We start from the raw sequence: 18,128 nt of genomic DNA, 5'->3' as shown, positions 1-18,128 counted from the left end.
TCATGTCGAAACTTTTGCTGATTGACCTCGACGGAACAATGATCGACACGCCGCATTTTCAAGCGTGGAGCAACGCCGCTCACAGACTTGCCGGCAAACAACTGACTCAGCGCGAATACATTGACCACATTGCCGGACGTCCTCGCATGGAAGGCGCTTCACGATTGCTGGCGCTGATCACCGATGACATCGGCGCTCAAAGGAGCGGCTCGCTCAGCGCAGACGAACTGGCGGAGTACAAACAAAGGGAATTTCTTCAGCTCTCCCAAGGCACTGAGCTGTTCGAGGATGCAAAGCGCTTGCTGGAACGCATTGCACAAGCCGCACAGCCAGTGATGTTTTATACGGCGTCTCTGAATGCGCCGCAGTTGTTCGAGGCGGCTATCGAGCGCTCCAGTCTGCGGCAAGAATCCAGATTATCGATTACCCGACAGGCGCCCGGTCAGAGCCGCGAAGCGCTGATTCAACAACTGGTCGGAAGCCGCGATCCGCAGGATGTCGAGCTGATTGACGACAGTCCCTATGCAACGGATCTGGCCTGTGGCCTGGGGCTCCATGCCTGGCAGATCCGCCGGCATGATCTTGAGCCCAAGGCTGCTCATCCACAGGCATCAATACTGTCATCGCTTGATGAATACCCCCTGGCAAACCCATCCCAAGGAAGGACCATGAATAATCAATCCGCTGTTCTCGTTACAGGCGGTGCGGGCTACATTGGCTCGCGTCTGGTACCAAAACTGCTGGCTGCCGGTTACCGGGTCCGGGTACTGGATGCGCTTTATTTCGGCAACGGCCTGGAGGGCGTGATGAACCATCCGGCACTGGAATTCATAAAGGGCGATATTCGCGATCCGCTGCTCGTCGAGCAGTCGCTTCGGGGGATGCACACCGTTGTCCATCTTGCTGCAGTGGCCAATGATCCCAGTTTCAATTCGGCACCCGAACTCGGCCAGTCCATCAATATCGATTGTCTGCCGCATCTCATGAGCAGTGCAAAGCGCCTTGGCTGCCGGCGCTTTATCTATGCTTCCTCAGCCAGTGTCTATGGCGTCAATACAGAACCGTTTGTCGATGAGCGCCAACCCTGCGTGCCCATCACCGACTACAACCGCTTCAAGGCTGACGGCGAAAAAATACTGTTCGGGCTCACTGATGCATCCTTTGAAACCGTCGCGGTTCGAGCCGCTACCGTGTGCGGCTGGTCGCCCCGCCAGCGCCTGGATCTGACCGTCAATATCCTTACCGCCAGTGCGCTGGCGCGCGGTGAAATTACCGTGTTCGGCGGCAGTCAATACCGCCCCAATGTGCATATCGGCGATCTGACCCGGCTGTATACGATGCTCGTGGAGCGCGAATCGCTGGACGAAGTCTGCGGAACCGCAATCAACGTCGGCTACGAAAACCACACGGTGACCGAGATAGCCGATCAGGTAAAACAGGTTGTCGATCGTTACTTCCTCGTCAACGTGCCGATCACCACTACCCGCAGCGATGATGTTCGGTCTTACCGTCTGGATTCGCGACGGGTGCAGGAGACACTGGGTTTCGAGTTCATCTATTCGATCAGGGATGCCATCGTGGAAATCTGCGAGCAATGGCAATCCGGGAACTTCAACGACAGTGACGATGTGTTATCCGACACCCGCTATCACAATGTGCGCAACATGCTGCACAAAGACTGGTCGTTCCAGCCGTCGGGGGACACGTCGTGCTGACCATCGCTTATGGAGAGGAGTGCGAGGATATCGTCGGTATCGAGCCGCGGACATCGTCCTTCGCAGCCTGCGTGGCAATGCTGGCCAATCCCTTGATCGGCGTGCGCCCGCATGTGCCCAGTGCCTCGCCGCGCACACGGCGCACGCAACTGCTCTGCGCGGGGGTCTATGCACCCGGGGTCGGCGTTTCGCGGGAGATCATTTCTTTGCCAGCGCCGGCAGTCCTGCGCCTCTACGATGTGGACACGGGCGAACCTCTCGAGCCATCAGGCGATGGACCGGCGGTGGTGTTGGCGATGGATCAGGCGACAGTCAGCAGCCGCGAGCTGTTCCAACTGCGGGGCGTCCGTTATGAGCTGACGATTGATCAGTTCATTGATGCCCCTGATGACAGCGCCGTGTCGACCCGCATCAGTCTGACTCGACTGGGCGAGCCGACCGGTGCGCACCGATTGCGACTGGATTACGGCGTGGATGGCAGTGCCGAGAATGAATACCTGGGCACCAGTGACTGGCTGACCGCCCGACATTACCGTTTTGGGCAAAGTGTCGTCGATCGAACGGCCTTCACTGTGGATGTCGATGCCGCAGAGTATCGGCTGCGCTACCACGTACGTGTCGAACAGTCCGGTTCAGCGGCGAGTTCCGTTGTTTGCTGGCGACACGGCCTACAGGGTTGTATTGCTTCCGTCACCATGGATTTCGACTCGGTGTTGCAGCATCGCATCGCCACGCATTGGCGGGTTGCAATCGATGGCGAGCACAGTATGCCCGACGCGCTTTCTGGCGACTTCGATGTGAGCCATATCCAGAGCAGCCATCTTGACCGATGGAGCAGGATCTGGGGCGAGCATGACGTCACTGTTCAAACCGCGCAGAGAGGTATCGATCTGGGCATCAAATACGCGACGTTTCAATTGCTGCAGCACGGCGCGGGAGTCGTGCCCCCCGAGCGGGGAACGCTCTCGCCGGCGCGCGGCCTGACCAGCACATATCACTCCGGAGCGACGTTCTTCGATACCGAACTGCACAAGTGCATGTTCTGGATCTGGAATGAACCCGGCGTCGCCAGGGCGTTGATTGACTATCGCTACCACTGTCTGGAACAAGCGCGGGAGTTTGCTCGGGCCAGTGGCTATGAGGGAGCGCGTTTTCCGGAAGCAGCCAATGATCGAGGGCGGGAAAATGGTCCCCATTATGTGCTGGCGTATCCCGAACAGGACATTCGACGAGAGTGGAGTGTCCATGAGGTGCTCCACATTTCGGCAGACGTTTGCTATGCCGTGAACAAATACTGGAAGGTCACCGGTGACGATGCGTTCATGATCTCTCGCGGCTTTGAAATGCTGCTCGAGTGCGCCCGTTTCGCCGCGTCCGTGTTCAAGTGGTCCGAGAGTCGTCAGGCGTATGTCGTTGAATCGGTCATGGGGCCGGACGAATACCACTATCATGTGGACAACAGCTTTTTTACCAATTACATGCTGCGCTGGTGTCTCCGGTCAGCGCTTTCCCTGTGCGACCGGCCGGGGTTTCCGGGATTGCCCGAGGGCCAGTCCAGGCGCTGGCAGTCGATAGCCGATAACGTCTTTCTGCCCTGGATCACTGTGGGTGGGGTGGTCATTCCTGAAGAGTTTGAGGGTTATGCCGCCTTACCTGACACGCAGCTGCGTTCCGACAAAAAGCGCGGACCGCAGTTTGCGGACGAGGCCGAACGGGAGAGCGCAGAGAACCTGCAGAATTTCGCGTCGCAGGTGGTCAAACAGGCCGACATCGTGTTGTTGATGTCGATGTTTCCAGAAGATTTTTCAACGGACGTGAAACGCGCAGCGTTCCAATATTATGAACCGCGTACGGTGCATGAATCGTCATTGAGCTACGGCCCGCACGCGGTTGTCGCCGCGCACTTGGGCAAGACGTCGATCAGTGCCGATTTCATTGCTCGGGCCAGCCGCTACAACCTGGATTTCACTCCGCTCGACGACTACAGCAATGGCCTGCATCTTTCCGCCTATGCCGGAGCCTGGCAGGGCTTGGTGGAAGGGCTGGCAGGACTTGATCTTGTTGCGGACCAACTGGCCTTCCGCCCGAGGTTGCCCGCCGATTGGAATGCCTACCACTTCACCCTTGAGTTTCGGGGCCGGCGTCTGCGCATTTCCGTAATCGGGGACGATGAGCTGGAAATCCGCGAGGGCGGCCGGCAGTTGCCAACAGAACATGGCCAGGATGGATATATATGCCTCAAGGAGGGGCACCGATGATTTCTATCAAAGAACGCTTATCCCCCTATAACGATGCGCTGCGAGTCTTGCCTTTTCGCAAGTTGCTGATCGGCCAGGGCCTGTCGATGGCCGGCGACGCCATCTGTCTGGCGGCGCTGCCGATAGCGCTGATACGGGACGGTTTTGGTGGTGATGTGTTTGGCTTCATCATGGCCGCAGTCGGAATCGGAACCGTCGTCGGTGCTCTGGCCGGCGGCATGCTGGCGGATCGCAAGTCGCCTCGACAGGTGCTCATCTACACCGATACGGCCCGAGGCATGGCGCAGCTTGCGGCCGTCGCACTGCTTCTGACCGGTGCGCCTTGGGGCTGGCTGGTGCTGGCCTATCTGATCTTCGGCATCGGCATCGGCGTTTCTCGGCCCTGCGCTCAGGTGCTGCTGGTCAGCCTGTTACCGAAAAAGGCGCTGGTCGCGGGCAACGGCGCGATGAACTTCATCGATAACCTGGTCGCCATTCTGTTTCCGGCGACGTTGGGCGTGTTCATCATCTTGTGGGATCCGGTCTGGGGGATACTGATCGATGGCTTGACCTTCTTCGGCGCGGCGATTTACACCGCTCAGTTACCGAATGTCGGCCGTCATGAATCCGAAGAAGAGTTCTCCCTGCGCGAGGCGTTCAAGGGCATCACCGTGGTCATCCACAACGCCACCCTGCTGCTGGGGTTTGCGGCGACGCTGGTGGTGAACGTGCTGTGTTTCCCGATTTTTCTGGTCGTTGCACCCTACGCGATCAGTCTTCGTTTCAGCGAAGAAATGTGGGGATATTGCCTGGCAGCATCAGGGTTCGGCGCTTGTCTCGGATCGGTTGTCACCGTGCTGGCCTCGGGGCACGAACGCCTGGTGGGCCTTGCTGTGGTATGCGGGTTGTTCCTGGCCGGAGCGATGGCGTTACTCGGGCTGGGGACGGCGGCATGGATGGCGGTTCTGGGGGCGACGTTCGTCGGTATCGTCGAAGCGTCCTGGCTCACCGGCTGGGCAACCGCCATGCAGACACTGTCGCCCGAAAAGGATCTGGGCAAAGTCGTGGCGGTGGATACCTTTGTCACCAGTGGTGTGCACCCGTTCATTTATCTGGGCAGCGGCGTAGTCGGCGGGATGATCGGCTACTCGCAGACGCTTGCGTTGACTGCCGTCATCAGCGCGGTTGGCACTCTGCTGATCGTCCTGACGTCCATCATGTTCATGCCAGGGAGTGCGCGTAATGATCAAGTGCAATAACGTACAGGAACAGGCCCAGGATCTCTGTGGCGAGATCTTTGAACGCTGGCGGGAGCTGTTGCAATCGGGCGAGTTCATTCTCGGCGATCAGGTTCTGGCGTTCGAGTCATGGATGTCGGATCGTTGTGGCGGCGCGCACGCCGTTGCCCTCAATTCAGGCACGGATGCGCTGTTTCTGGCATTGCGCGCGCTCGATATCGGCCCCGGTGACGAGGTGATCACCTGCGCCAATACCTTTGTTGCCACTGTCGGAGCCATTGTTGCTGTTGGCGCCCGGCCGATCCTGGCAGATGTGGGTGACGATGAACTCCTGAGCGTCGAGACGATTGCGCCACTTGTGAATGATCGGACCAAAGCCGTGATTCCTGTCTATCTGCGCGGACGCCCTCTGGATATCGACCCCATCATCGACCTGTGCCGCTCGCGCGGGGTTGCCGTGATCGAGGATTGCGCTCAGGCGATCGGCACTACGATCGATGGCCGGCAAGTCGGCACTTGCGCTGATGCGTCAGCGTTTTCCATGCATCCCTTGAAGACGCTCGGTGGTCTGGGTGACGGTGGGATGCTGGTGACTCGCGATCCGAGAATTGCCGAGTACGCGCGGATTGCACGCAATCACGGCCTGGAAAACCGTAACGAATCGATCCGGTTCGGCATCAACTCCAGACTCGACTCGTTGCAGGCAGCAGCACTCAACATCAAAGCGAAGTATCTGGATCAGTGGCTGAAGCGACGCGTGGAAATTGCCGCGTTCTATGATGACGTCCTCTCTACAACCCGCACGGGCGCTGACCTGGGGGGCGGCAAACCGGGAAATGCCTACTATCACTATGTCGTGCAATCCACGCACCGTGACGAGCTGCAGGCTTATCTGGCAGAGCATGATGTGCAAGCGGCCATTCATTATCCGTTGCCCATTCATTGGCAGAAGGCATGGTTGAGCAGTCAGCCGCGCATTGCGTTGCCCACAACCGAACGCCTGTCCCGGCAAATGATCACACTTCCTTGCCACCATCATTTGTCGGATGGCGATGTAGAAAAGGTCGTCACGCTGATCAAGCAATTTGAACGCGCGGTGAGACGGTGAGCGTCGATATCGAATGTGTTGTGATTGGCGCCGGAGTGCTCGGGCTGGCTGTCGCCCGGGCCCTGGCCTTGAGCGGCCGTGAAGTGGTTGTGGTAGAGGCGGGTGAACGCATTGGAACGGGCATCAGCTCGCGCAATTCAGAAGTCATTCACGCTGGCATCTACTACCCCACTGGCAGCTTGAAGGCGCAAGTGTGCGTCGACGGCAGGCATCGTCTGTATGCCTTTTGTGAAGCGCACGCAGTAGCGTGCCAACCTCTGGGCAAGCTTGTCGTCGCAACCGATGACGCGCAGTGCGGGACATTGCAGCGCTTATGGCAGCAGGGACGGCGCAACGGCGTCAACGACCTGCAACTGCTCAGCGCCCGGCAGACGCTGGAACTGGAGCCTGAGTTGTCATGTATCGCGGCACTCTGGTCGCCCTCTACCGCAATTGTCGACTCCCATGCCTTGATGCTTGCCTTGCAGGCAGACGCCGAGGCGGCGGGCACCTCGTTTGCCTTTAACACGCCGTTCGAATCGGCCTGTCGTCGCCCGCAGGGTTTTGAGTTGCAGATCGGCGGTGCGCAACCCATGAACGTCAGCTGTGGCGAACTGATCAACTGTGCGGGCTTGTCTGCGCCCCGGCTTGCGGGCCACATCGTTGGTCTGTCTTCGCGACATGTGCCGTTGGCCAGGTTGTGCAAAGGCAGCTACTTCAGCTTCAGCGGTCGGATACCTTTTCGCCATCTGATCTATCCCGCGCCCGAAGCTGCGGGTCTCGGCGTGCACATGACGCTTGACCTGGGGGGGCAGGCGCGTTTCGGACCGGATGTCGAGTGGATCGATCAGGTTGATTACCGTGTGGATCCTCAGCGGGCCGAAGGTTTCTATCAGGCGATTCGCCGCTATTGGCCCGGTCTGCCCGATGGCAGCCTGGAACCGGCCTATAGCGGCATCCGCCCGAAAATCAACGCCGTACACGAACCGGCGGCGGACTTTGTCATCAGTGGCCCATCGGCGCATGGAGTGCCGGGGCTGGTTAATCTGTTCGGCATCGAATCTCCAGGATTGACGAGCTGTCTCGCCATCGCGGAGCGTGTCGTACAGGCGCTCGGGCAAAATTGACCAGCCTTTGTCCAGAGGGGTCACACGTCCAATTCGATCAGCTCGCCTTCGTCTTTTTCCAGCCGCTGCAAAAACACCTGTGCGTCCAGCAGCTGGTACGGAAAATAAAGCCCGGGCGGGGCAGGCGGCTGCCCATCCAGCCCAACCAGCCGCTCCAGCAACATGGCCACGCTGAGCCCGGTCAACGCCGCTGCACCTGCGCGGTGAACTACGGCGTGGCGGGTGCGCAATGGCTGGCCATCGAGATCCGTGCCTTCGAGTTCAATGAGTATTTCCGTCGACATCGGCTGACCCTGACGCCGGGTCGAGCTGACGCCGCTGGCGAGGTTGAACTCGACGTTCGGGGCGTCGGTGGCGGCGGCCAGGCCGGTGACGTCGATCGAGGAAAAGCCGGCGCCCTGCATGATTGTGCCGTCGACGGCGCGGAAGCTGACCTTGGCGTCGTCGCCTTCGCGCCAGATGAATTTGCCGTCGCGGCGGGTCAGTGCGGCGGGCAGCATTTTGTTCAGGTGCTCGAAATCGACGGCTACGGTCGGGCCGCCGCCGTCCTGTTCGTCGACCAGTGCGTGGATGCGTATGTCGTGCACGCGGGCGAAGGCTTTGGCGATGTGCAGCGTCGCTACCGTGGTCGCGCCGACCATCCATTCGTAGCCGAGGACAATGGGAGACGCGTCGGGCGAGTGGATGAAACTGGCGATTTGCGGGGCGATTTCGAACACGCCGGAAGAGATGCTCAAGTGCGGAACCTTGCGCTTTTGCGCAAAGCGCAGTCCGGCGAGGGCGTGGTCCATGTAGAACAGGGCGATGGCGCTGACCGGGCGATCACCCAGCCCCAGATCATCTGCGCGAGCATCGATGACCACACCCTGGGCATTGCCGATTTGCTCGGCGGTTTGCTCAGCCTTGGCGAGGTCGCGTCCGCCGATCAGCAAGGGGACGTCGGGATGCGCTGCGCGCAATGCGCGAGCCGTCTGGTGGCCGATGGCGCCGGAGCCGCCCATGAACAGAATGGGATGAAGTGGCATGAATCCTCCTCATTTTTCCTGGATTGAAACGTGCTTGGGCTACACACCCTAGCACGCACTTTCCAGTTCGCCGGTGCGCTTGGCCTGCGCACCGACGAACGACCACTTGAGGAATCAGCCCAGATGATGCCGCTATGCAAGGCGATAGACATCGGTGTCGAGGCCTTCGAAACGGGCCTTCAACTGCAACGCCAGATACAGCGAATAGTGCCGTGACTGATGCAGGTTGCCGCCGTGGAACCAGAGGTTCTGCTGCTGGGTCGGCTTCCACATGTTGCGCAGTTCACCTTCATACGGGCCGGGGTCGTTGGTGGTGCCGGAACCCAGGCCCCAGCAGCGTCCGACCTTGTCGGCGACTTGCTGAGAAATCAGCTTCGCGGCCCAGCCGTTCATCGAGCCATAACCTGTCGCATAAACGATGAGATCGGCCGGCAAGCGGCTGCCATCGGTGAGCACCACCGCATCCGCTTCGATGCGTTCGACACCGAGGCCCGGCGCGCTCCTGAGCTTGATCGTGCCGTTGGCGATCAGTTCCGAGGCGCCGACGTCGATGTAGTAACCCGAGCCACGGCGTACGTATTTCATGAACAAACCCGATTCATCGTCGCCGAAATCGAGCATGAAACCCGCCCGGCTCAGGCGTTCATAGAAGTCCTTGTCGCGCTCCTTGATCGCGTCAAAGATCGGTCGATGAAACTGTGGCATGACCTTGTACGGAATCGAGGCGAACAGCAGGTCGGCCTTATCCGTGGTCAGACCCGACTCGAGCGCCTCTTCGGAATAAAGCCCGCCGAAAACCAGTTCCATCAGGCTGTCTGAACGCACGATGTGCGTGCTCGAACGTTGCACCATGGTCACCTCGGTGCCGTTTTCCACCAGATCGGCGCAGATGTCGTGGGCTGAATTGTTCGCGCCGATGACCACTGCGCGCTTGCCTTTCCACGCATCGCCGCCGGGGTGACGGCTGGAGTGATGTTGCTGGCCCTGGAAGTTTTCGGCGCCTGGATACACCGGCACATTCGGTACGCCAGACATGCCGGTGGCGAGGATCAGTTGCGTCGGTTGCAGGGTGACGGGCTCGCCGTTGCGCAGGACCTCCACGGTCCAGCGGCCAGTCTCTTCGTCAAACGTAGCGCCGAGGCACTCAGTGCGGGGCCAGTAGTTGAGTTCCATGACCTTGGTGTACATCTCCAGCCAGTCGCCGATCTGGTCTTTCGGGGTGAACACCGGCCAGTGGTCGGGGAAGGGCAGGTAGGGCATGTGGTCGTACCAGACCGGGTCGTGCAGGCACAGCGACTTGTAGCGGCCGCGCCATTGATCGCCGGGGCGTTCGGCTTTGTCGATGATCAGCGTCGGTACGCCCATGCGTTTGAGCCTTGCGCCGAGGCCGAGCCCGCCCTGACCGCCGCCGACGATCAGGCAGTACGGTTGCGTGGTGATGCCCAGCGCCGCTTCTTCATCGCGGCGGCGCTCCAGCCAGTTGCGCTTGTCAGCGTGGGCATGGCCGTGGCTCGCGCCCATAGGCCGGCGGCGGCCGCTGGGTTCTTCGAAGCCTTTGAGTTCGCGCATGGTGGTCAGCAGCGTCCAGCACAAACCTTCTTTCAGGCGCACATAGCCTTTGCCGCGCGCCGAGTCGGTTTCCAGGCTCATCCAGCCTTCAAGCACGCCATCGCTAAGCGTGGCTTCACCTTCGAGTTGCCAGCGTTCGGGCCGGGTCTGCTCAAGGCGTGTTTCGAGCATGTCGCGAATCGCCGGTTTGCCTTCCAGGGTGACGAGGTTCCAGCTGAACAGCAGCAAGTCACGCCAGTGGCATTCTTCGGCAAACAGCTCCAGCGTGCCGTCCACATCTCGTTGCGCCAGACGTCCGCCGAGGCGTTCGACCCAAGCGGCGAGTTGCGCTGTTGGCGATTGCAAAGGGGTTTCAATAGCGATGTTCATGGGGCCACTCCCGATCTTGTTGTTTTGGTAAGCCATGGCATCAGAGCAAGGCTTGGGCCATCTCCTTGAAAGGCGCGGGCCAGAGCGTTTGATGCAAAGGCCGACAAGGCTTGGCACAGGCGACATGTCACAAATTCGAGAATCGCGGATGACACTGTGTCACTCGGCGCGAAATTCCCCCGCAACGAGCTTTTCATCTAAGCTGCGGACACACCCGTGTCTTCACCGAAGCGGAGAACAACAACAATGAAACCGGCCTCGATCAACGCCCACGCGCGCCAGGTACTGCAAGCCGTGCAGGGCTCTGTTGCCAGCCACAGCGCGGCGGCAGACCTGGCGATCACCCGTTCGTGGCGGCGTTGCCTGGATCAATACCAGCTCGATCCGGCCAGCCGCCGCGCGCCGGATGTGCTCGAACAGGCGCGTTTGCGCGAACACCGTGCGCCGCTGGAACACATCATTTCCGTTGCGCACTGGCAGATGAACAGCCTGCACCAGCAACTGGGACGTGACGGCCATGTCGTGCTGCTCACCGATGCGCGCGGCGTGGCGATCGACAGCGTGTTCAACGAAGCCGAACGCGGCGAGTTCCAGCGCTCCGGGCTGTGGCTCGGCTCGGTCTGGAGCGAGGAGCACGAGGGCACCAACGGCGTCGGCACCTGCCTGGTCGAGCGCCAGCACGTGACCATTCGCCGCGACGAGCATTTCCGTGGCCAGCACGTCGGCCTGACCTGTTCGGCCAGCCCGATATTCGACGCCAGCGGTGGGTTGCTCGCGGTGCTCAACCTGTCCTCCGTGCGCGAGGAAAGCAGCCTTGAGCAACGCTTCAAGGCCATGGCCCTGACCAATCTGTCGGCCAGGTTGATCGAGAGCTGTTTTTTCCTCGGCCACGATCCGCAGCGCTATTTGCTGCGGTTTCATCCCGACGCCGGGTTTGTCGGGCTGCTGGGTGAAGGCCTGCTCAGCTTCGACGAGAGTGCGCGGATCTGTTCGGTGAATGCGGCGGCGCTGGATCTGTTGGGCCTGAGCCGCGAGCAGATGGTCGGGCAGTCGTTGACCATGTTGCTGGAAACGCCGATGGAGCAGTTGCTCGATCAGGCCAGTGCTCAGGCGCACGTCTGCTGGCCGATGCGCCTGGCCGACGGGCGCTTGTTCTACGGCCAGTTGCGCGAACCGATCCGCTCCGCGCCGTTGACCCTTGCGCCTGTCCCGCCAATCAAGGATGAGCGCGTGTGCCTGGAAGACCCGCGCCTGCAACGCGGATTCGCTCGCGCGTTGCGTGTACTGGAGCGTGACGTGCCGGTGTTTCTGCAGGGTGAAACCGGCACCGGCAAGGAGGCCTTTGCGGCAGCGCTGCATCGCGCCAGCTCGCGCGCCGGCCAGCCGTTTGTCGCGATCAACTGCGCGGCGATCCCCGAGACGCTGATTGAAAGCGAGCTGTTCGGCTATCGCGGCGGCAGCTTCACCGGCGCGCGCAAGGACGGCATGGTCGGCAAGCTTGAGCAGGCCCATGGCGGCATTCTGTTTCTCGACGAAATCGGCGACATGCCCCTCGCGCTGCAGACCCGTCTGCTGCGGGTGCTCGAAGAGCGCCAGGTCGTGCCGCTGGGCAGCGCAACGCCGCGACCGCTTGATGTACGCCTGATCAGCGCCAGCCACCAGAATCTGTCAGCCTGCGTGGCCGACGGACGCCTGCGCGAGGACCTGTTCTATCGCATTGGCGGTTTCGCCGTGGAACTGCCGCCGCTGCGCGAGCGTTCCGACAAGGGCCGTCTGCTCGACCTGCTGCTGCGCGAAGAAGCGGCGGGCGCCACTGTGCGGCTGCAAGCGGGAGTTCGAGAGCGCTTGCTGGCGCAGCCCTGGCCGGGCAACGTCCGGCAACTGCGCACCTGTTTGCGGACGTTGGTGGCGTTGGCAGTGGAAGGCCGGGTCACGCTGGAGGACGTGCATGAGTTACTGCCCGCAAGTGACGACCAACCTGTTGACGATCCACTGGGCGTATCCGAACGGCAAACTCTGCTGAGCTTGATTGAAGCTGAACACTGGCATGTCGCGCGAGTTGCCCGTCGTCTGGGGATTAGCCGCAATACCCTGTACCGCAAGCTTCGTCAGCATGGGATCACTCGACCTGGTTGAAGACAATCGCGATCATTTGCGTTCATTCGCTGTTGATTGCGTGCATTGCCGGGAAATTGCTTGGATCCAACCATTAGCTCACTATATCGCACGCCGACAAGCGGTAGGCTGAGCCTATTGCTAAAAGTGATGGCGCAATGACATATTGCAGCACCTTTCCTCACCTCAAGATGTACCGAAAATGCGCCCCCTCAAGTCACTTGTTGCAGCGTCGTTGCTGCTCAGCGGGTGCAATGGAATGCCAGTCGCTTTTGTTCAGGATCCTGTTTTAGACCAAGCCTTTGTCGTCCACTCCGGCGCGCCTTTGCCTTACCTGCTGATGGGTTCGGCTGTGCAATGGAATGAAGACTTCGCCGTGACGGTAAAGCACATTCCTTACTTGTCGGGCACGGTTTTCCAGGGGCAGGCAGATGTGCAGTTCTTCCGTCACAAGGCCAATAGCGTGCCGGCGTGGCGCGGCTACAAGCCGGGCGAGGAGCTGACTTCGGTGGGCTTCAATTCGCTGTACATGTCGGTCAAGGGCACCGGCCAGGCGTTGCCGGCGATGGTTCGCCTCGACGTCAAAGAGGGCAACGTGCTTTACGGCACCCATAATGGCGCGCTGGCCAAAGGCATGTCCGGCGGGCCGGTGTTTTCCGCCGATGGCAAAGTGGTTGGCATCAACGTGGCGTTCCTCACCCGTGACGACGTCAGCCGCCTCAAGCGCAAGGACTTGCTCGATCAACCGCGCGTAAGCATCTTTTTGCCGTACGCGGAGATCAATCGCGAGTGGTCGCGCTATCAGGCCAGCATCACTCCAACGACGCCACCAGCGACCAAACTGGCCAGTCGCTGATCAGCGTTCGCGCAACGCTTCGCGGGCGCGGTTGAGTGGTTTGATCAGGTAGTCGAGCACGGTTTTTTCGCCGGTACGGATGTCCACCGTGGCGATCATCCCGGGCACGATGGCGAAGCGTTTGCCAGCCTTGTTGCGCAGTTCATCCGAAGCGGTGCGGATGAACACGCGGTAGTAGAAGATCTCCGGCTTGGCTTCGTCCTGGATGGTGTCCGGCGAGATCGTCACCACCTCGCCGTCGAGGCTGCCGTAGATCGAATAGTCATAGGCGGTGATTTTCACTTTCGCCGCCTGGCCTGGGTGAATGAAGGCGATGTCGCGCGGCGAGATGCGCGTCTCGATCAGCAGTTGTTCGTCGAGCGGCACGATCTGCATGACCTGGCCGTTGGGCGCAATGACGCCGCCAATCGTGCTGACCTCGATGTCCTTGACGATGCCGCGCACCGGCGAGCGCAGGGTCAGGCGCGACAGTGAATCGGTGCGCCCACGGATCACCGCTTCGAGCATTTGCGCCTCGGCGTTGGCCTTGGCCAGGTCTTCGCGGGCGCGGACCATGTAATCGGAGCGGGCTTCGGTGGCCTTCAATTCCAGCTCCGAGCGCTGACGGGTCAGGCGCAGCACTTCAACCCGGCTCGAGGCGCCGATCTTCGCCAGGTTTTCAGTGATCGCCAGTTCGCTGCGCACCAGTTTCAGCGAGCTTTGAATACCGTCGAGGGTTTCTGCCAGACCTTTGCGCCGGGTCTGGTAAAGCTCGGTTTCGGCGCGGATCAGATCGGGAAATTCCTGCAGCGATGCGTCGAAGGTCAGCGGCTTTTCGCTGACTTCGGCCTGCAAGCGGTTGACGCTGGCCAGCGCCGCGCGGTACTTGGCCGCGCTTTCGCCGACGTTGGACTGGTTCTTCACCGGGTCCAGTTGCGCGAGGATCTGCCCGCGCTCGACCAAAGCACCTTCGCTGACATTGAGCTGCTCAAGAATGCCGCCCTCCATCGACTGAATCACCTGCTCGCGCGAGCTGGGCACCACTTTGCCGGTGCCGGTCGAGACTTCGACGATCTCGAACCACGCGGCCCAGGCAATGAAGCAGGCGAGCATCAGCGCGCAACCCCAGATCACCTTTGCGCCGCCGGCAAGAGCGCGCTCATCGCGGCCGTCGAGGTAGGACATCGGGTCCGGCACGTCGGTCATCATCGGCTTCATACCGCCACTCCTTTGCCCGGTGCGCGCAACCGCGCGAGTGCCGCGTCGCGGTGGTCGTCGATGACGATACGTCCGTTGTCGAGAACGATGATCCGCTCGACCAGTTGCAACACACTGACCCGGTGCGTAGCGACCACCAGCGTTCGGCCCTGGGTCCAGGTCGCGAGTTTTTCCAGCAGCAAACGCTCGGTGACGTCATCGAGCGCGGCCGTCGGTTCGTCGAGCAACAGCACTTGTGGCTGGCGGATCAACAAGCGTGACAGCAACAGGCTTTGACGCTGACCTCCAGACAAACCCAGCCCGCCCTCAAGTACCAGATGATCCATGCCTTTGGGCAGCTGCCGAACGAAATCCAGCGCGCCAGTGACAGTCAGCGCGGCGATGATTTCCTGATCGCTGGCCTGCCCGGCGCCGAGGGTGATGTTGTCGCGCAAGGTGCCGTGAAACAGTCGCGCCTGTTGCGACAACAAGCCCACATCGCGGCGCAGATCGGCCGGATCCAGATGCGCAAGGGCAATGCCGTCCAGGGTGGTCTCACCGCTGCTCAGATCCATCGCGCCGCCCAGTGCTTGCAGCAACGTCGACTTGCCGGCGCCGTTGCGGCCGAGCAGTGCGATGCGCTCGCCGGGGCGAATGCTCAAATCGATGTTGTTGAGCGCCGGGGTCGCTTCCTCGCTGTAGCGAAAACTGGCCTGACGCAGGCGGTAGTCGCCACGAATCGCCGGCAGGTGCACGCGCTGACTGCCTTCGGGATGATCCACCGGCATCTGCATGATCCGGTTCAAGCCTTCGAGCGCGACCTTGGCCTGCTGCCATCGGGTGAGCACGTGGGTCAGTTGCGCCATCGGCCCCATCATCCGCGACGACAGAATCGACGCCGCGACCAGACTGCCGGTGGTCAGGTCGCCGGCAATCACCATCGGCGCGCCGAACACGATGACCACCGCGAACACTCCGCCTTGCACGTTTTGCGTCCACGCCACCAGGCTGTTGGTCAAGGTGCGCAGGCGCAGGCTGCTGTCCGCCGAGGCGGCGTTGTACTGGTTCCACTGTTGCTGGAAACGCTGCTCGGCCTGCAATGCCTTGATGTCGTCGAGGCCCTGAATACTCTCCACCAGCATGGCGTTGCGCAACGCCGCCTCACGCATTGATGCATTGGCCAGTCGCGCCAGACGCGGTTGCGCGATGATCCCGGGCAGCAACATGAACACCAGCGCCACCAGTGGAATCAGCACCAGTGGCCCGCCGATCAAATAGAACACCAGCAGGAACAGCAGGAAAAACGGCATGTCCGCCAGTGCCGTGGCAGTGCTGGAGGTAATCAGGTCGCGGATCTGTTCCAGCTCGCGCAACTGCGAAATGAACGAACCGGTGGACTTCGGCCGCGCGGAATTGCGCAGACGCAAGGCGTGGCCGAAGACCAGATCGGAGACGCGCAAGTCGGCGCGTTTGCCCAGCACATCGGTGATGCGCAGACGCAGAATGCGCATGACGAAATCGAACAGCAGCGCCAGCATCACCCCGCCGAACAACACGTACAGGGTCGGCAGCGACTCGGCCGGAATCACCCGGTCGTACACCTGCATGGAAAACAGTACCCCGGCCATGCCCAGCAGGTTCGCGACCAGTGAGGCGATCATCACTTGGCTGTAGGGCCGCAGATCGGTGAGGACGATGCGCCGGAACCAGTGCTCGTCGTAGGGCTTGATGTAATCGTTGGTGCGCACGTCCGCCACTGGTTGCGTCGGACGCAGAATCACCGTGCGCAGGGCCTGCTCGGCGAGCGCGCCAGCCTCCATGCGACTCTGCAAACCTTGATCGCCACTGAAGCAGATGCCCAGCTCGCCGGTTTCGCCGATGCTTTCGAGCACGCCGACCTGACCATCACGCAGTTGCACCACCAGCGGCGTGCGCCAGCGACTCAGGCTCTTGTTGTCGAACACCGCGAATTTCACGCTCAAACCGGCCTGACGCGCCATGTGCCGAACCACTTCTTCGACGCGGCCTTCGCTGTGCACCGAGGCCAGACGCACGCTTTCCGGCGAGACGTCGAGTCGGTAGTGGCGGGCGACCTTCAACACCGCTTCCAGCCACGGTGAATAATCCTCGCGAGCTTCGGCAGCAGCGGGTTCGGGAACAGTGATGCTGGCATCGGTCATGGCAGGATCTCGACATTCTGGATGGCGCTGTGGTCGATGCCGAAGACCCGGCGAATCGCACCGCTGTTGTAGAAGCAGTCGATCTGCAGGCGTTGCAGATCAGCCTGGGTGTTGACCAGATCGAAGCGCGACTGATGGATTTCCTGCTCGGCGTTGAGCAGGTCGAGCAGCGGCCGCGTGCCCAGTTCCAGGTACTGGCGGCCATACAACATGCGCGCCTCGGTGATGCTGGTCTGGCGAAATTCCAGCGAGCGCAGCCGCCGGTTCAGGCCGGAGGTTTGCGCTTGGGCTTCAGCCAGGCCCTGGCGCGCTTGCAGGCGGGCGAAGTCTTCGGCCGAATCCGCTGCGGTCAGCGCATGCCCGGCGGCGCGGCTGCGCGCACTGATGGCGCCGCCCTGATAGATCGGCACTTCGAGGTTGAGGAAGATCCCCACCTGAGTGCGATCGGCGCGCGAGTTCTGATCGTCGTAGTGGTCGTCCAGGTATTGGTTGACCGACGGTTGCAGCGACAGGGTCGGGTAGGCCTCGGCTTTGGCCTGGGCTAGTTCGGCCTGGGCCTGAGTGCGTTGCGCGGCGGCCTGGAGGACGGCGGGCAGGGTGTCGGAGATCTGCGAGGCGTCGCAGGCCTGGGTTAGCGTAGGCGCGGCGGCGTCGCTGACCGCCGGCGGCGTGCGCCGTCCGAGCAGACTGGTCAGGGTCGCTTGCCAGCGTGCGTACTGCGCCTTGAATTCCTGCAACGTCGCCGTCGCGCCTTCGGCCCGGGACTGCGCCTGAACCATATCGGAGCGGGTGCTGGCGCCCATGTCGCTGCGCTGTTTGGCCAGATCAACGATGCCGCCGATGCCCTGAATCTGTTCGCGCGCAACCTCGAGCAGACGCTGATAACGCTGCACCTCGATGTAGGCCCTGGCGGTGTCGCGGGCGATGTCGTCGATCGCCAGCAGAATTCCGGCCTGACTGCGCGCCACCCGGGCGCGGGCGGCGTCGACCGAACTGGAAACCTTGCCGAAGTCATACAGCATCTGCTTGAGGGAAATGTTCACCGACTGGCTGCCGGCATCGCTGCCGTAACCGCTGGTGTAGCCACCCTTGATGCCGCCGGTGACCTGCGGGTAATAGCCGGATTCGGCGACGTTGACCCCTTCGCCTTGCTGGAACAGGGTGCCGATGGCTTCGCCGATGCGTGGGTGCCAGTCCACGGCGAGTCTGACCGCTTGTTCCAGCCCCAACGCGTCCGCATCGGCGGACGCTTTCAGAGCAGGGGCAGGGCGCTGACGGCTTTCATTGCCTGCCGGTTGTTGCAGTTGCGACGGGCTGATGCTGCGCAAGCTGCTGTCGAGATTGTCGTCGGCGCGAACGCCCACGGTGAAAGCGGGGTATAGGCCGATGGTCAACAGGACCACCGGCCATTTCTGGCGAAAAACTGACTCCACA

General features: G+C 61.4%; 12 protein-coding genes. 7 read left to right on the top strand and 5 right to left on the bottom strand.

All coding sequences use genetic code 11. The features are described from left to right. Nucleotides 1-2 precede the first annotated feature (2 nt). The 5 genes from AAEZ10_RS19810 to AAEZ10_RS19790 are packed head-to-tail and all read left to right on the top strand — an operon-like array spanning nucleotide 3 to nucleotide 7,404. Nucleotides 3-1,715 carry an NAD-dependent epimerase/dehydratase family protein gene (locus AAEZ10_RS19810; RefSeq protein ID WP_350570614.1) on the top strand — a complete coding sequence of 571 codons (1,713 nt, stop codon included), beginning with the start codon at nucleotides 3-5 and terminating at the stop codon, nucleotides 1,713-1,715. Continuing rightward, complete coding sequence (locus AAEZ10_RS19805) at nucleotides 1,709-3,973, top strand: glycosyl hydrolase family 65 domain-containing protein (RefSeq protein ID WP_350570613.1); 2,265 nt, start codon at nucleotides 1,709-1,711, stop codon at nucleotides 3,971-3,973. Before AAEZ10_RS19810 ends, AAEZ10_RS19805 begins: the two co-directional genes overlap by 7 nt. Next, the gene (locus AAEZ10_RS19800; protein ID WP_350570611.1) at nucleotides 3,970-5,211 is read left to right on the top strand and encodes an MFS transporter; all 1,242 of its coding nucleotides are present in this window, start codon (nucleotides 3,970-3,972) and stop codon (nucleotides 5,209-5,211) included. The genes AAEZ10_RS19805 and AAEZ10_RS19800 overlap by 4 nt, the downstream gene beginning before the upstream one ends. Continuing rightward, on the top strand, nucleotides 5,195-6,298 hold the full coding sequence (locus AAEZ10_RS19795; protein WP_350570609.1) for a DegT/DnrJ/EryC1/StrS family aminotransferase: 1,104 nt from the start codon (nucleotides 5,195-5,197) through the stop codon (nucleotides 6,296-6,298). The genes AAEZ10_RS19800 and AAEZ10_RS19795 overlap by 17 nt, the downstream gene beginning before the upstream one ends. Then, nucleotides 6,295-7,404, top strand: coding sequence for an NAD(P)/FAD-dependent oxidoreductase (locus AAEZ10_RS19790; protein ID WP_243242924.1), 1,110 nt, complete (start codon nucleotides 6,295-6,297; stop codon nucleotides 7,402-7,404). Before AAEZ10_RS19795 ends, AAEZ10_RS19790 begins: the two co-directional genes overlap by 4 nt. 20 nt (nucleotides 7,405-7,424) lie before the next feature. On the opposite strand, the gene AAEZ10_RS19785 is transcribed toward AAEZ10_RS19790, so the two are convergent. After that, nucleotides 7,425-8,429 carry an NAD(P)-dependent oxidoreductase gene (locus AAEZ10_RS19785; RefSeq protein WP_243242925.1) on the bottom strand — a complete coding sequence of 335 codons (1,005 nt, stop codon included), beginning with the start codon at nucleotides 8,427-8,429 and terminating at the stop codon, nucleotides 7,425-7,427. 132 nt (nucleotides 8,430-8,561) lie between these two features. Continuing rightward, a complete protein-coding gene (locus AAEZ10_RS19780; RefSeq protein ID WP_350570606.1) occupies nucleotides 8,562-10,367 on the bottom strand; it encodes an NAD(P)-binding domain-containing protein in 1,806 nt (601 codons plus the stop codon). A gap of 246 nt (nucleotides 10,368-10,613) precedes the next feature. Here AAEZ10_RS19780 and AAEZ10_RS19775 point away from each other — a divergent pair, with 246 nt between their 5' ends. Both AAEZ10_RS19775 and AAEZ10_RS19770 read left to right on the top strand, forming a co-directional pair. Continuing rightward, the gene (locus tag AAEZ10_RS19775; RefSeq protein ID WP_350570604.1) at nucleotides 10,614-12,503 is read left to right on the top strand and encodes a sigma-54-dependent Fis family transcriptional regulator; all 1,890 of its coding nucleotides are present in this window, start codon (nucleotides 10,614-10,616) and stop codon (nucleotides 12,501-12,503) included. Nucleotides 12,504-12,741: 238 nt separating this feature from the next. After that, the gene (locus tag AAEZ10_RS19770) at nucleotides 12,742-13,338 is read left to right on the top strand and encodes a trypsin-like peptidase domain-containing protein (protein WP_125916053.1); all 597 of its coding nucleotides are present in this window, start codon (nucleotides 12,742-12,744) and stop codon (nucleotides 13,336-13,338) included. Here the strand turns inward: AAEZ10_RS19770 and AAEZ10_RS19765 are convergent, their stop codons facing one another. The 3 genes from AAEZ10_RS19765 to AAEZ10_RS19755 are packed head-to-tail and all read right to left on the bottom strand — an operon-like array spanning nucleotide 13,339 to nucleotide 18,097. Continuing rightward, nucleotides 13,339-14,526 carry an HlyD family type I secretion periplasmic adaptor subunit gene (locus AAEZ10_RS19765; RefSeq protein WP_370593533.1) on the bottom strand — a complete coding sequence of 396 codons (1,188 nt, stop codon included), beginning with the start codon at nucleotides 14,524-14,526 and terminating at the stop codon, nucleotides 13,339-13,341. 5 nt (nucleotides 14,527-14,531) lie between these two features. Continuing rightward, nucleotides 14,532-16,694, bottom strand: coding sequence for a type I secretion system permease/ATPase (locus tag AAEZ10_RS19760; protein ID WP_122708074.1), 2,163 nt, complete (start codon nucleotides 16,692-16,694; stop codon nucleotides 14,532-14,534). Next, entirely contained in the window at nucleotides 16,691-18,097 is a 1,407-nt protein-coding gene (locus tag AAEZ10_RS19755) for a TolC family outer membrane protein (protein WP_502947701.1), read from the bottom strand. Before AAEZ10_RS19755 ends, AAEZ10_RS19760 begins: the two co-directional genes overlap by 4 nt. Nucleotides 18,098-18,128: the final 31 nt, after the last annotated feature.

The sequence above is a fragment of the Pseudomonas sp. H26/SER47-MNA-CIBAN-0231 genome, from assembly GCF_040310465.1.
Lineage (GTDB): Bacteria > Pseudomonadota > Gammaproteobacteria > Pseudomonadales > Pseudomonadaceae > Aquipseudomonas > Aquipseudomonas atacamensis.
Note: the sequence above shows the minus strand (reverse complement) of the source record. Positions and strands in the feature narration are given on the sequence as shown.